16 protein-coding genes are annotated in these 14926 nt (G+C 37.5%); 2 read left to right on the forward strand and 14 right to left on the reverse strand.

Annotation, left to right across the window (positions count from 1 at the left end):
- Positions 1-74 precede the first annotated feature (74 nt).
- A complete protein-coding gene (locus tag ACFOOI_RS01370) occupies positions 75-1535 on the reverse strand; it encodes an aminotransferase-like domain-containing protein (RefSeq protein WP_379834134.1) in 1461 nt (486 codons plus the stop codon).
- A gap of 101 nt (positions 1536-1636) precedes the next feature.
- Between ACFOOI_RS01370 and ACFOOI_RS01375 the strand changes: the two genes are divergently transcribed.
- A complete protein-coding gene (locus tag ACFOOI_RS01375) occupies positions 1637-2266 on the forward strand; it encodes a pyridoxamine 5'-phosphate oxidase family protein (protein ID WP_379834137.1) in 630 nt (209 codons plus the stop codon).
- 414 nt (positions 2267-2680) lie between these two features.
- Here ACFOOI_RS01375 and ACFOOI_RS01380 read toward each other — a convergent pair whose 3' ends face one another.
- The 11 genes from ACFOOI_RS01380 to ACFOOI_RS01430 all read right to left on the reverse strand — a co-directional run bounded on the left by ACFOOI_RS01380 (position 2681) and on the right by ACFOOI_RS01430 (position 12303).
- Entirely contained in the window at positions 2681-3139 is a 459-nt protein-coding gene (locus tag ACFOOI_RS01380; protein WP_379834139.1) for a GyrI-like domain-containing protein, read from the reverse strand.
- A gap of 171 nt (positions 3140-3310) precedes the next feature.
- On the reverse strand, positions 3311-3745 hold the full coding sequence (locus ACFOOI_RS01385) for a VOC family protein (RefSeq protein ID WP_379834141.1): 435 nt from the start codon (positions 3743-3745) through the stop codon (positions 3311-3313).
- A 67-nt stretch (positions 3746-3812) separates the two neighbouring features.
- Entirely contained in the window at positions 3813-4166 is a 354-nt protein-coding gene (locus tag ACFOOI_RS01390) for a glyoxalase/bleomycin resistance/extradiol dioxygenase family protein (protein ID WP_379834144.1), read from the reverse strand.
- Positions 4167-4179: 13 nt separating this feature from the next.
- A complete protein-coding gene (locus ACFOOI_RS01395) occupies positions 4180-4644 on the reverse strand; it encodes an SRPBCC domain-containing protein (protein ID WP_379834146.1) in 465 nt (154 codons plus the stop codon).
- A gap of 76 nt (positions 4645-4720) precedes the next feature.
- Positions 4721-5467 (reverse strand): hypothetical protein, encoded by a 747-nt coding sequence (locus tag ACFOOI_RS01400; RefSeq protein ID WP_379834149.1) that lies wholly within the window; start codon positions 5465-5467, stop codon positions 4721-4723.
- A 12-nt stretch (positions 5468-5479) separates the two neighbouring features.
- Positions 5480-6526 carry an MBL fold metallo-hydrolase gene (locus ACFOOI_RS01405; protein WP_379834152.1) on the reverse strand — a complete coding sequence of 349 codons (1047 nt, stop codon included), beginning with the start codon at positions 6524-6526 and terminating at the stop codon, positions 5480-5482.
- A gap of 75 nt (positions 6527-6601) precedes the next feature.
- Positions 6602-7669, reverse strand: coding sequence for an NAD-dependent epimerase/dehydratase family protein (locus ACFOOI_RS01410; protein WP_379834155.1), 1068 nt, complete (start codon positions 7667-7669; stop codon positions 6602-6604).
- 384 nt (positions 7670-8053) lie between these two features.
- Positions 8054-8962, reverse strand: coding sequence for a helix-turn-helix domain-containing protein (locus ACFOOI_RS01415; RefSeq protein ID WP_379834157.1), 909 nt, complete (start codon positions 8960-8962; stop codon positions 8054-8056).
- A gap of 146 nt (positions 8963-9108) precedes the next feature.
- Complete coding sequence (locus ACFOOI_RS01420; protein ID WP_379834160.1) at positions 9109-10023, reverse strand: helix-turn-helix domain-containing protein; 915 nt, start codon at positions 10021-10023, stop codon at positions 9109-9111.
- A gap of 11 nt (positions 10024-10034) precedes the next feature.
- The gene (locus ACFOOI_RS01425; protein WP_379834163.1) at positions 10035-10796 is read right to left on the reverse strand and encodes an SDR family oxidoreductase; all 762 of its coding nucleotides are present in this window, start codon (positions 10794-10796) and stop codon (positions 10035-10037) included.
- 97 nt (positions 10797-10893) lie between these two features.
- Positions 10894-12303, reverse strand: coding sequence for a serine hydrolase domain-containing protein (locus tag ACFOOI_RS01430; protein WP_379834165.1), 1410 nt, complete (start codon positions 12301-12303; stop codon positions 10894-10896).
- Positions 12304-12698: 395 nt separating this feature from the next.
- On the opposite strand from ACFOOI_RS01430, the gene ACFOOI_RS01435 reads away from it, so the two are divergent.
- Positions 12699-13010 carry a hypothetical protein gene (locus ACFOOI_RS01435; protein ID WP_379834168.1) on the forward strand — a complete coding sequence of 104 codons (312 nt, stop codon included), beginning with the start codon at positions 12699-12701 and terminating at the stop codon, positions 13008-13010.
- A 462-nt stretch (positions 13011-13472) separates the two neighbouring features.
- On the opposite strand, the gene ACFOOI_RS01440 is transcribed toward ACFOOI_RS01435, so the two are convergent.
- Together ACFOOI_RS01440 and ACFOOI_RS01445 are read right to left on the reverse strand one after the other, a co-directional pair.
- Complete coding sequence (locus tag ACFOOI_RS01440) at positions 13473-13682, reverse strand: GDCCVxC domain-containing (seleno)protein (RefSeq protein ID WP_379834170.1); 210 nt, start codon at positions 13680-13682, stop codon at positions 13473-13475.
- A gap of 179 nt (positions 13683-13861) precedes the next feature.
- Positions 13862-14917 (reverse strand): hypothetical protein, encoded by a 1056-nt coding sequence (locus ACFOOI_RS01445; protein WP_379834173.1) that lies wholly within the window; start codon positions 14915-14917, stop codon positions 13862-13864.
- Between the last annotated feature and the right edge of the window lie 9 nt (positions 14918-14926).

The following is a 14926-nucleotide window of genomic DNA, read 5'->3' on the forward strand; positions in this document are numbered from 1 at the left end:
TTTGGTAAATTTAATGTTAGCTCAGTAGCCAAATTTCCTTTTTTTTAATTAGTTTTTGAAAAAATAAAGAGCCTTCATTTTTTGAAAACCAATGAGCGTTTTAGAATTTCTACCGACTGCTCAAGTTGACTTTCATTTGACGAGGCAAAGCCAAGGCGTGTAGCATTTGGTTGTAGTTGCGGAGAATCAAACTGACTTCCATCTGATATATATAGGCCGTTTTTGAAGGCCAATAGGGCAGTGGCTACTAGGTCAATCTTTCTGTCAAATTTTGTCCAAATAGACATACCGCCTTCGGGCAAATCGTATTTAACAAAATCGGATAAATGTGTGTCTAACAGTTCACTAAAAACACCTCTTCTTTCGCGGTAGGTTTTCAGCGATTTTCTGAGAAATCTTTCTAAAGTTCCGTCTTTTAAAATATCGGCTACGGCCATTTCTAGCATGTTGTCACCTTGGCGGTCTATTATTCTTCTGTGAAACGCCAAGTGGTCTATGGCCTCCGTGGGTCCCACCAAATACCCAACCCTAAAGGCGGGCGAAATGCTTTTTGTAAACGAACCTGAGTAAAGCACGAGCCCTTCAGAGTCAGCACTGGCAAGTGGCAGTAGCGGCTTGCTTTGGTAGTGGAAATCGTAGTCGTAGTCGTCTTCAAAAATTATGAATCTGTATTTTTTGGCTAAATCTAATAGTTTAAGCCTTCTATCGGCTTTCATTATTACCGTGGTGGGGTAGTCGTGGTGCGGTGTTACATAGACCATTCGTAAGGGCATTTTTTTGCACACTTCTTCCAGTGCGTCTATGCACATTCCACCTTCGTCGGTAGGTATTTCTATTAAATTGGCTCCCGCTTGCTGAAAACCAATTTTACCACTTTGCCAACTCATTTGCCCCACGGCCACATTGTCATTTGGGTTAACAAAAGCCAAGTTAGATAAGTAAAAACCCATCACGGTGCCTCGCACTATCAGAATGTTTTCAGCTCCGATGTTTAGTCCTCGGGTTTTGTTTAGATATAGGGCAAGTTCAGACCGAAGTGCCAACACACCTTTGGTGTCTCCGTAGCCAAGTTTTTGGTAGAGATTTCCTTTCGAAATATTGGTTTTGTATGCTCGGCTCAGTTCAGTTAGTGGTGCCAAACGCGGGTCTGGAAAGCCATCGTCTAAGTGTAAAGCCGAACTTGATTTGACTACTGGGCGTACAATAAATGGTTTGGGTGAAAACTCAAAACCTGCTTTTATGCGTTGTTTGGGCTGTTTTGAGAAGGCCTGGGGGTTTATTTCAGGCAAGGTGTCAGATATAAAAGTTCCTTTGCCAGCAACCGAAGAAAGCCAACCTTGGAGTACCAAGTCTTCGTAAACTTTTACTACTGTTTGCCTGTGAATTTTTAGTTCATCTGCCAGAAACCTACTACTTGGGAGCTTTTGTCCGCTACTGAGAATTCCGGTTCTGATCAACTGCTGAAACTGGTTTATCAACTGCGTCTGAATGGTCTCAGTTGGCTCAATTTTTAGAAGTGAAATTATCGGATTCATGCAAAGTGGTCTATTCGATTTGTCAAAACTGGACTATTTTAATGATCCGCCAAAGGTATACTTTTGTTTCAGAAAATATAACATTTGAAATCAGAAAATTTATGAAAACAGAAAGAACCACTCCCAGCAGATACGCCAATCAAAGAATGCATTACGACGAAGCCACCTTGTATCCAATTTTAGACGAAGCACTTTTTTGCACCATCAGTTATAGTCACGGAGGCCAGCCGTTTTCTATTCCTACGGCATTTGTGCGTAAAGAAAACAAACTTTATATACACGGTTCGGTAGGGAGTCATTTTTTGAGAGAAATAGAAAAAGGTATTCCTGTTTGTATCAGCATCATGCTTACGGACGATTTAGTGGTGGCCAAATCCGCATTTCATCATTCGGTAAATTTCAGGTCGGCCATTATTTTTTCCAATGCCGAAAAAATCGAAGAATTTGAAAGTAAAGCAAACTTTTTTAGGGAGTTAACAGAGAAAATTGTACCCGGTAGCTGGCATTACCTGAGGCCCATGCGTGATTCGGAAGTAAACAAAACCATGCTTTTGGTATTTGATATTTCGGAGGCTTCTGTTAAAATTAGATCGGGTATGCCCAATAACGAAGATGACGAGCAAAATTTGCCAATTTGGTCAGGTTTGATTCCAATACCGAGCAATAGATTGACTCCTGTTCCAGACGAAAGCAGTGTGAATATTCCATTGCCTGAGCATTTGAAATATTGAAATTTTAGTTTTTTTACTGTCAAACGACTAATTTTTAATTTTAAAGAAAACATAGCTTAAACCTACCAATGAAGCCATTTTTTTAATCATTTTGAAAAACACCCCCCTTTCATTTACTGGGTCGCCTGCCAGCGGGGCCTCCATTTTTCCGGTAGGCCGGACCCTTCAAAAAAAAACGGAGCAAAAAAAACTGCACGGCAGCGGCCGACCGTCCTGCAAACTCGCACAATTAAAATTCTTATTGTCAATGTTCTAATAAAAATTTACTTCCCAAAAGAATTTTAACAGTGCTCAAACAGTGCAGGGCGATGTAAAGATTTATTTGCTATTTTTTTTACCCGTTTGACAGTAGTTTTTTTTGAAAAATAGTAGAACCAAGTGGTTACATTTTGTAGCACACTTGGTTTTTTTGTGCTATTTGATCGCTATAAAAATATCTACCTGTGCCTCTGCTGCGTTTTGAGCGGTCTGTCTATATATTTCAAAATCTGACGTGTAGGCTCTGTTGAGGTCCATTTCCCAGATATTTACCCACTGCTGATAAACTATTCCTTGTGTCAAATCACCTTTTACCTCAAATTTTGTAAACGTTTGCTTTTCTATTTTGTGCCCAACCATACCTTCAGGTATTTGACTCAAATTATGTACTTTGCAGCCCAATATGGTGGTGTAAGCACCCGTAAAATCTGATTCATAGTGGGTGTAAATCGCAATGATTTCCTCAGAGACTTTATTGGGGATTTGTTGCCCAATATTTTCCGAAAAAAATCTTTCCCACAGTTTAGGTATATCAAGGGCCGCTTTGCCTTTTTCGTTGCTAGTTTCTACGGCAATTCCTATTACCAAGATTTCTTCCATTTTTAGTTCTTCCATTTTCTTTTTTTTGATGCAAATAAAAGTCGACCTAGTGACAGCAGTATGTCATGAGTGTTCTTTTGTAAATTATAGATTTGAAAAATTAGTAATTTTCAGCAATAAAAAAAGGCGACACCCAAATGTGCCATCTCAATATATTTAAAATCAGTTTTTCTAAAAGAAAATAGCTTATTTGTTAGGGAAATTAATCATCCAGTTGATGCCAAATTTGTCTTGAAAGCTTCCGAAATAGGCACCGAAAAACATGTCTTGCATAGGCATTTCTACTACTCCGTCTATCGAGAGTTCATTAAACAAACGGTCGGCTTCTTCTTTTGAGTCCGGCTCAAGTTGGATGTGCATGTTATTGCCGGCCGCACAGTTAAAGCCCATTTCTTTTGGGGCATCTGTGGCTCTTAAAATATGCCCGCCCAAAATCGGTAATTCCACATGCAGCACCATGTGTTTGATATTTTCAGGCATAGGCGGATTGCTTGGGTCTTCGGGCAAATCGCCAAAGGTTTGGATACCGTTTACAAACTCAGATTTAAAAACTGCTCGGTAAAACTCAAAGGCTTCTTTGGTGTTGCCGTCGAAATTTAGGTAGGTGCCCACGCTTGCCATAATTATTTTTTTAAGTGTTATTTTCTATTGCTCAATTTGATATAAAAGTAGGATTTTAATCTAAATTTTACACAAAGAAAATGGCATTTTGATTTAGGTCAAAAATTCCAAATTCATGGGTATTCCATGGGGTGTTAAGTCTGAGCTTATCAGAGGAAATACTTTTTTTGTTTAACAGATCCTGGTAAATTGAGTAAATGTCTTTTACCAAAATCCGAATTAGCGATCCACCTAAAAGAGGATCTTCTGACGTATTTGCATGCCATTGCAAATGAACTGAAATCGTTTCTTTTTTAATCAATGCATACATGTTATCACTCCAAACCACCTCAAAACCCAGTTTAGAAACATACCAAGCCGTGTCACGGTCGATATTTTCACTAGGTAAAACTGGAATTATTTCGATTATGTTTTTGTCCAAAATTTGGATAGGTTTAGGGTATTTGAAGTAATACGTTCTCTAATTTATCAAAATTCTCTTCATTTTTTTCAGGTACAAAACTTATTAATTTTGCTCGTTCTTCTGAAGTATTAAATAACATTTTGAAAATTAATCTTGTGTTCGCTTTATCCACTTTTTCGAAAGTCAAGTGCATTTGAAATAAAGGCTGAGATATACGATTCCAGACTAGAAGTTCATTAGGTATGATTTTTAGAAAGACACATTCATTTTCATAGTTTCCTTTTTCAGGGCCGTGTATGGTAAATTTCCAAGTGCCGCCTTCTTTGAACTCAAATGTATGAAATGTGTTGCTAAAACCTTTTGGCCCCCACCAAGATTTGAGATGTTTTGGGTCGGAGAATGCTCTAAACAAAGTTTCAACATTGACCTTGAAAATCCGCGAACTCACTATTTCGGTTTCGGGAGTACTTCCTAAAATCTGCATCGGTAATTCCATATAACAGCATATTTGAATTTAAAAAACTAATGCAAATTAATGATTTCTATTGCGATGTGGTAGCGTTGCTAATCAATTATTTCATGAATTTATATCGTATGGGAGCAAACAAAGAGCCTGCATTGGCTTGCAAAATCCCGTACGTTTTAAAGCCGAGCTCTTCTGATGCGGCATCGCCATATAAAAAGTTAAAAATCAAAGAATAATCAGTCGAGTTTTTGTTTTCGGAATAAAATGAAATAACTGAATCGATATTAAGTAGGGGAGTATCGTTTGGATTTATTTTGGAGGTTTGATAGGCAAATGCCTCTTGGTCAATGTGTTCCTCTAAAGTTTTGGGAGTGCCTTTTTTAATCTGAAATACCGTTCGATAACAGGCTTGTGTAATTCTATCTCGAATTATTTTTTCAGATAATACTTCGCTACTCCAAAAAACAGGCACACAAAACCTTCGCTCCAAAAAGGCATTAAGCTTAAACTTGGCGTCATAGTCACAGGTGTATTTGCTTGTCCAGGCACCTTTTAGGTCATCGGCGAGGTTTATCACCATTTTAAATGTGGGCAGATTTTCGGACGCTAAGGTCCGATTAACTCCATCAATGACTTCCTTGGCTATTGCTTCAGCGTTTAAGTCAATTAGTTCTTGTATTTTTTCGCCTACATGCTCTTTACCCATCGGGTTATAAAACGAAACCGGCACTTGCATGTCAGCTTTGCTATCGCCATTCAATATTTTCAAATAGGCAGAAAACCTATCCATGCCTTTCGGCAGCTGATAGAAATTCAGCATTTTATCTAAAATGGGCAATACCTCAAAACTCATATCTCGGTTATTTTATTTTTTCCACCACTCAGTGCTTGCTTGCGTTATTTTTGGGTCAACTAACTGTCCTATTTGGGGGTAAATAGCCTCCAAATTATTCAAAACTGCTGACTTTGCAAATTCATCGACGGGTTCTGTCCAGGCATGTTGAGCCAAGGCGAATCCCGCCCAGTGTACAGGCATAACTTTTTTAACGCCAGCGTCTTTGGCGGCTTGCACACTTTCCTCAGGATACATATGTATGGCGTGCCATTTTTCGTTGTATTGGCCACATTCCATAAATCCAAAGTCAAAAGGTCCGAGTTTTTCGCCAATTTCTTTAAAGTGTTTTCCGTAGCCGCCGTCGCCACTAAACCAAATGCTTTCGGTCTCTGTTTTAAATACCCAACCACCCCAAAGCGACTTCTCGCGGTCAGTTATTCCCCTTCCTGAAAAATGTCGAGTGGGCGTATATGTGATTTCAATATCCGCAAAATTTGCATTATTCCACCAATCAAACTCTTTGATTTTGTCTGCTTCTATGCCCCACTTTACCAAGTGTCTTTTTACGCCTAAGGCCACATAAAACTGCTTGGTTTTTTCTTTTAACCGTAATATGCTGTCGTAGTCAAGGTGGTCGTAGTGGTCGTGACTAATTAGCAAAAGGTCTATCTCAGGAAAGTCAGTGATGAGATCAAGGGTGTTTTCAGAAAAACGTTTGGTTTTAAAAGGAGCTATTGGCGAGGCATTTGGACCTAACATGGGGTCTATCAGTATGGTTTTGCCGTTCATTCGCATTAAAATCACCGAATGCCCGTACCAAATGAACTTAAAAGTGCCATCTTTTTTGAGAAAAGCTTCTTTGTCAAACGGAACAATCGGAATTGGAGTTTCGGGCTGCCTTTTGGCTTTGTCGGTAAACTGTTTGTAGAGCATCTTGGGTATGTCTTTTACACCCATATCCATGGTGGTTACTTCCAAGTTTTTAAACTTACCATCCGACCAATTCTCCGATTCTTTATATTGATTTTGAAGTTCTTTCGTGATTTTTCCTCCAAACTGCTGTATTAACTTTCTCACCTTAATTCTTTATTAATAAATAGTACTGCTTTTGCCTAAATACATTTTTCTAGCCTTCCTGAAAACACCATTTTTTTACTTTGCATTCAAAATACCTGCATCTATTAAGGCTTGGAAAGAATCTTCCATGGTTTCTTGTAGCGGTCTAAACGACATCTTAAGTTCTTTTTTGATTTTAGAATTATCAGCTACCCAAGGAATATTGACGTTGTTTTTGATAAATCTTCGCGTAAAAAGTTTGTTGGTAATTGGTCCTATCAGCATCAATAACCACTTTGGCAATGCCTTTTTTGGAAGCGGATATTTGTCACCATATTTGGGTAAAAGCACCGTGCCCAATTCTAAAAAATCGGTATTATGTGCCGAAGTGAGGTATCGGCCAGAAGATGCGGGCGTAAAACCTGCCCTAAAGTGTGCTTCTGCTACATCGCGAACATCAACTACCCCAATTCCCATTTTAGGTGCTCCCATTTTCATTTGTCCGTCTCCTAGCATTTTAAGAATATTTATGCTTTCTGAAGTGGTGTTCTTTGGATTTAGCGGTGGACCAAATACACCCGGAGGGTTGATGCTCACAAGGTCCCAATTACTTTGTGCTTTGGCCATTTCCCAGGCTTTTCGTTCGGCTAAAGTTTTTGAATAATAGTAAGGTTGATACTCCAACGACGCCGTGGTGTTCCAAACAGCTTCTGTAAGTTTTCCACCTGGAGCATCCGCACATTCTATGGCGTCTGTATAAATAGCGGCACAACTACTTGTCAATACCACACGTTTTACTGACCCTACCTTATTCACTGAGTTCAATACATTTTCTGTGCCTTTAAGTGCTGGGTCAATCAATTCTTTTTGCGGATTTTTTACATTTATGGTATAAGGAGACGCCGTATGGAAAACAAGCTCGCAGCCTTCCATGGCTGCTTCATATGAACCAGGAGTTAACAAGTCGCCTTTGAAAAACTTAAGCTGTCCTTTCGAATTTGCAGCTGCTTTAATCAAATGTTCTACTTTTTTTGTATCCTCCGGATTTCTAACTGCCGCATGTACGGTTAGGCCTTCGTCTAAAAGTTTTTTTACCAACCAACTCGCCACATATCCGTTTGCTCCGGTTACCATTACGGGCTTTGTTTTATCTATTTCTGTCATTTTTTATATTTATGAATTATGAATGTTGATTTTTTGAATTTTAGCTTATCAATTATTGATACGCAAAAGTCGGGAAGTTTTAATGAAGTAAATAACACACAATGCTGAAGTGTAAACACAAAATGCGGTTGTTTGTTAAATGGAACTTTGTAATTGTGAATGGTTAATGGTGAATTTTTGAATGATTAATGTTTAATGGTGAATTGTGAATTGTTAATGATTTTTCTATTAATAATCATGATTCCCAATTGGTTGCTCCTGTGTTTTGTACTAAATGGCTTGTTATTTGGGTGTTAGGTTTTAGTTTTTTATAGATAAATGAGGATATCATATTAGAAAGTTTACGGAAAAACTGAAAAAAGCTTTATGCTTTCTAAATCATTATTAATTTAAGTTCCTATACTCCAAAGGTGTTTTTCCGGTTTTGGTTTTAAATAATCGGGTGAAATAATGCGGATAGTTGAAACCCAGGTTGTACGCTATTTCGCTCACAGATTGCTCTGAACTTCGGAGTAGATTTTTGGCTTTTTCAATCACAAAATCATTGATATGGTCTTTGGGACTTCTGCCCGTTTCTTTTTTAAGCAAATCACTAAAATAATGCTGAGATAAATTTGCGTTTTCGGCAAAATACTGAATGCTTGGCAAGCCAGACTCTAAATGTTGCTGTGAGGCAAAATATGCTTTTAGGTTTTTCTCAAACTGCGTTATTATGTCTTTGCTTTGGCTGGTTCTGGTGTTAAATTGTCTCTCATAAAACCGCAAGCTATAGTTAAGTAATAACTCTAGGCTCGAAACGATCACCCTTTGACTCAAATTGTCTATGCGTTGTTCGTATTCAGATTGAATATTTTTTACAATTTCTAAAACCTTCTTTTCTTCTTCTTCAGACAAATGTAAGGCCTCGAAAACTTCGTAATTAAAAAACGAATAGTCGTCTATTTCTTTTCCCAAATTGGTGTTTCTGATCAAATCAGGATGAAAAAACAACATCCAACCCTTGATGTCTCCCAATTCTACAGGTTTTGTAGGCACATACACTTGTCCGGGTGCCGAAAACACCAAAACACCTTCGTCGAAATCAAATGTATTTCGACCATATTCTACTCCACAACTTTTGTCTTTGCTGGAAATCATATAAAAATCATAGACAAATTTGTCTTTTATATCGGCTTCCGTAAGTTTTATTTCAGAGGCATCAATGAGCGAAATGAGCGGATGTTTGGGCTTCGGAAACCCCAACATGCTATGCAATTGGCTGATTGACTTAATGGATAATATTTGGTCTGACATACTTTTAGTTCTTTATTCAATGTACAAAATTCAGTTATATTTTTCACAAAAAAGAACACAAAGTGCGGAAACACTAACACAGAAAAGGGAATAGTGGGGAATTCTAAAAAATGAAGGTTGTTTTCAGTGTTTTATGCTGAAAATCTTCAATTAAACGAACGCCTAAATTCCAAAGGAGATTGGTTTGTTTTGGATTTGAATAATTTACTAAATGACTGAGAATGCTCAAAGCCAAGTTGAAATGCTACTTCGCTGACGCTGAGCTTGGTGGTAGATAAGGTTTCTTTGGCTTTTTCTATTAGTTTTTGGTGGATAATCTGCTGGGCGTTTAGGCCAGTCAGGTTCTTTAGTAAACTGCTCAAATAGTTGGGGGAGAGGTTCATTTCTTCGGCAATGAATGCCACAGTGGGCAAGCCTTCTGTCGTTATTTTTTCTGATTCAAAATAGGCGTTTAGTAGCTCTTCCACCAATTCTAAAACTTCGCTGTTGTTTTTTTTTCGGGTAATAAATTGCCGCTGATAAAAGCGGTCTGCGTAGTTAAGCAAAAGTTCTATTTGCGACACAATGATGTTTTGACTGAAATTGTCGAGGTTGTTTTCTATTTCGAGTTTAATGTTTAGCAAAATGCCTTCAATGATTTTTTCTTCTTTTTCAGACATAAAAAGAGCCTCGCTGATGGCATAGCCGAAAAACGGATATTTTTTAATGGACCGGGCCAAGGTTGTATTCCACAAAAAATCGGGATGAATAAGCAAAAGCCAACCCGAAGGTGTCAGATTGGCTCTTGAATTGGGTTCTATGCTTAGGATTTGTCCGGGAGAAATAAACGACATCAGGCCATTGTCAAAATCGTAATCTTTTTGTCCATAACGGAGCGTTCCCACGTTTCTTTTTAGGCCAATCGAGTAAAAACTAAAGTTCCAATGCTCACCCAAGTGTGCAGGCAAAACTGAGGTTTGGCTATAGTCAATTAAACTCACCAATGGGTGGAGTGGACTGCCTAATCCTCTTATTTTGTGCATCTCCGCTATGGTTTCTATTTTCCGGATGTTGTTTTGCATCGCTTTTGTTTTTAGAGCATTATACCACCCGAAACCTCAATTCGTTGGCCATTTATCCATTTTGAATCTTCGGTACATAAAAACGCCACTACGCCACCTATGTCATCTGGTTCTCCTACACGACCGAGGGCTGTAAAATTAGAAACCGCCGCTCTTTTTTGTTGGTTATGCAGGTTTTCGCCACCGCCAAAATCGGTTCCTATTGCACCTGGTGCTACTGTATTTGCCGATATTTTTCGGGCTGAAAGTTCTTTAGCTAAGTATTTTGTAAAAACTTCCACGGCTCCTTTTGCTGCTGCGTAAGCGGATGAGTTTGGCAATGAAAATCTCGTGAGGCCTGAAGAAATATTGATTATTCTTCCTCCGTCATTTAGAAACGGTATTGCTTTTTGGGTTAAAAAATAGACGCCTTTGAAGTGGATGTTCGTCATTTCGTCAAATTGAGCCTCCGTGGTTTCCAAAAACGGAATGTATATGCCTGTGCCCGCATTGTTAATCAAAAAGTCAAACTTAGACGCACCGTAGGTGTCTAGCAAGTAAGTATTTATCTCCTTAAAAAAAGAATCAAACTTGGCGGTATTGCTGCTATCTAACTGAAATGCTTTGGCTTTTTGTCCCAAATTTGTGATTTCATTGACTACTTCGACTGCTGCAGTTTTATTGGTATGGTACGTGAAAATGACGTCAATGCCTTTTTTGGCAATGTTGAGGGCCATGTCCCTTCCCAATCCTCGGCTTCCGCCGGTTATCAATGCGATTTTAGTCTTATTCATATTTTTGTTTCATTTTAATAGCACAAATCTACGCAGTTGGTTTTTGGCAATTGTAGCCAAATTCATTGACTTTGTAGCCAAACTCAGGTGCTGTTTATTATGGATTGATTTTATCAAATTTTAGGTTTTTTACTCTTCCTGCATTTGCATCAAAACCCGTTATTTTGCCATTTTTTCGTTTAAAGCTAATTCCAAATAACTCCGCTTCAAATATGTCAATATTAGTTTGCTTGAGAGTTTCGGCTGTTTTGTGTGGTATTTTTACTTTCAAAATGCCATTTTCTGAGAAAATCTTATATTCGGTTTCCAATTCAGGACAAAAATATTTCCCTTCAAATTCACCTAGGTTGCTTACCGATATCTCAAGTTTGTTGGTCTCGGTAGTTAACGGTTTTTCTTCCATTTTCTTAACAGTTTCTACTTCAGTAAAGCTATCCTTTAAAACCACATCCGCTACTTGGTAAGACAGCTTAGTTGGGTTGCCGTCTTCTCTGTTTGACAGAATTATTACCGAAACTTTTTGCTCAGGGAAACGCACCAATTGTGAGCGATAACCAGCCAAAGAACCGCTGTGGGCCACGGTTTTTACTCCTCGGTAAGTTCCATTATTTATCGCAAAGGCATAGTTAAGCACTTCGCCGCTGTTTAGTTTTCCGTTCTCATGCATTTTTTTAATAATCGCTTGTCCGCCTTTCCCCAGCTTGTTGTGGTAAAAGTTTTGGTCCCACAGAAATAGGTCTTCTATGGTTGAATATATTCCGCCCGAACCCACCAAATCATATCGCATGATGAGGTTGTCGAAGCCTGATTCGTTTTCTGATTTTTGGTAACTAAATACTTTGTTTTTTAAGAGTCCGGCGTTATCATCGTAAAACAGTGTGTTTTTCATACCCAAAGGGTCAAAAATCTGTTCTTTGGCAAATGCCCGGATAGTTTGGCCCGAGGCTTTTTCCACGATTAAAGCCAACATAAAATAACAAGAATTGCTATACAGGTATTTTTCGCCAGGAGCGAAGTTAAGCTCTTTTTGACTTTTGATTAATTCGTACACATCATCTACCTGAATATCGTCGAGGTAGTTTATGCCTTTTAGCTTTAGTAAAGTTATAAAATCGCGGATGCCGCTCGTATGGTGCACAAAATGTCGGATTGTGAGTGGTGATTCATATTCAGGGAAGTCGGGAAAGTATTTCTGAATTTTGTCGTCTAGGCTAAGTTTTCCTTGTTCTTCTAACAGCAAAATACAAAACGTAACAAACTGTTTTGAGACCGAACCAATGTAAAAAACAGAACTTGGCGTAATCGGAATATCGTGCTCTAAATCGCCGCTGCCATAACCTTTGGAGTAGATGAGTTTACCGCCTTTTACTATGCCCACTGCACCCCCAGGCGTGTCTTTGTGATTCCACTCTGCAAATATTTCGTCTATTGCTTTTGGATTTTTAAGTTGGGCGTAAGAGCTGAAAAATATTAGCAAAAGAGCTAATGAAAGAATTGCTTTTTTCATGGTAAGATAGAAATACTATGGCTAGGTTTCCTGGGTTTATATCGGAGTAATGAATGCCTAAAATTAGGCAAAAGTACCTTTGCGTACAATATTCCCAATCTATTTTAGAATGTGAAGTGGGTGTTTTTGGTGTTGTTTATTTTTAAATAAAGCGTATTTGAATTTTAGCGATTTCTTTTTTTGAAAACAAGTGTTAATTATAGTAATGAATGTTTGATTTATTTCGATTTGAATTTTGATTATTATTACTTCTTGACTCGAAATCCTCTTTTTTTGTGAAATATTCTAACATACATATCATAATCAACATGCTTGCAAGAGTGATTTTTTGGAAAATAGCAAGTAGTTCATAATCGCGAGACCCAAATAGATATAAGGTAAAATAAAATATAATTATGCAACTTACGCACAGTATTTTAAATGATTTGAGCCTAGAACGGATGATGGTTATGGTAATAAAAAACAGGCTGATTATAAACATGACGCCCACAATAGTAATCACGAGGTTATGCATAGGTGAGCAAATGAAAATTGAAAAAAACATACCCCCAATTCCCAAATATTTGATTACGTTGGAATCACTTTTTTTTGATATTTTTTTTGAAAAATTAAAGAAAAATAAAGCTAAACTTGCGGATAAAAACATCATTGCTGGGTCTGCCCAGTTTCTTGAAATGTTGACTTGTCCGTTTAGTGCTTTTTCTTGAAATAAATTACTAATGAAATTTGAAGTCCATGAAAAACCGACGGTGTTTGGGTCTTGCCAGGTGCCACCCGGGTAGAGTTTAATCGCGACAGAAAAAAGGACTATTGAAATGGTCAAGCCAAGCAGTACTAGATATTTTTTTATCATGGCCAAACAGTAATTTAGAATTAATAGGGAAACTACTATCTAATAAAAAATCAACGTGTAAGTCGCTTGTTTTGAGTAAATAAGCCGGCTGTGGGTTTGTTGTTTTCTATTAGTAATCTAAATATATACAAATGTTTCTTTTAAATAATCAAGTGGTTTGTATATTTTTTTTAACGGTTATTTTTTGTCCTTTTTTTTATCAAAAAAAGTAACGTATTGCTTTAAGATGGAAGAAAATAGACTGTTTTATTGGGATTGTTTTATGGTTGTGGGTCACTTATTTTTTAATGGTAGTGGCTTTTTTGTTTACTATTAATTAGCCACAACACGGTTTGTTTTCTTGAATTGGGGGGCAAGGTACCGTTCCGTAGGAGCAATACACGCAGCAATCGCCTTTTATCGGTTTTAAAATAGACTTGCAGTTTTCACATTCATAAAAAAACTGACAAGCATTTGTTGGCATTTCTTCTACTTTTTTATAGCCGCAGTTTGGGCATGTAAGTTTAGATATTAAATGTATTTCCATGGATTATTGTTTTTGACTTACTTGGTATCCCGTTAGTGCAACAGTTTGGGTTTGTATTTTTTTTTAAAAAGTGGTGGTTTTATTAGATTTAAATTTATTGGAATAGTTGATTCCCTACAGCTTTAAATCTGAAGTTATAATTTATTGCCATCACTTCTACTTTTGTTTATTTCTATTAATCATTTGAGCTTTGTGAGGGCTTTTGAGTTTCTTAACAAAAACACATACTGAAAATAATCGCAGGTATTGGTGCCATTTACTGGTACCATGTTTTCTCCAAAAACTCTCGATTTTACCTGAATTAGATTTTGCGATTTATAGTAGGGAGAATTAGGCGAGTTTAATTTAAAAAGCGTTAGGGTGTTTGGTTTACTTAATGCTTTTAAGTCATTTATGCCCTTTACCACCTGCAGCGGACCATCCGCGTTATACCAATCTACTTTTTCATCTTCTGGTGTAGGAAACTGCGGATTTTTGGGTAGATACATGTCGCTGTCGAGGGTGTAAGAAACCAAACTGCTGGTTTTAATTCCCGCTTTTTTTAAGTTTGAGGCAAATGTCTCTTTGCCGTTTTCTATTTTAGTTTGTAGGGTATGGAAATACCCGAAGAGTCCATAGAACTTTTCGTTCTCTAGTTTTTTTTGCTTCACTATTTGTTCGAAGTTAATAAACATAGCGGAGTCTCTTGGCAATGAAGATTCATCATCAAAGTTTTTGTCTAGGCCGATCACCGTGATTTTTAATGAATCGTTGAGGGTTTTGTTATAGTCATAAATATCATTCCATTTGTCAAACAGTTCTTGGCTCGACTGCTGCGGTATTCTGTTGCCTATCGCCAACACCACCTCTTTTAGTTTAGCTTTTTCTTTCTGACTACTATTTAAGAATTCGTTTAGTTTTTTGGCCGTGCCGCTGTCCATTTCGGCGATATAATACTTGACACCTAGTTTCCTATTTAAGAAAAAAAGCAATTCTTTGTCTAATTTTTGATTGTCCGCAAAACCGTGAACTTCTCCCAAAAGAAAAACCTTGGATTGATAAAAATCAGCATTAAAAAAGCTTTCATCCAATGTCTCGTCTATACGTGCGTTATTGTTTTTCAAATAGGCAATATTATCTTCTTTTTCGGATTCTAAAAATAATCTGTTGCTGATAAAAAAATAAAGGAAAAAAGCGAAGACCATGCTAAGCAGCGAAATGAACGTGTATTTGATTACTTTTAGAAATTTTTTCATAGTTTGTTA

The organism is Lacihabitans lacunae (assembly GCF_042649125.1).
GTDB lineage: Bacteria > Bacteroidota > Bacteroidia > Cytophagales > Spirosomataceae > Leadbetterella > Leadbetterella lacunae.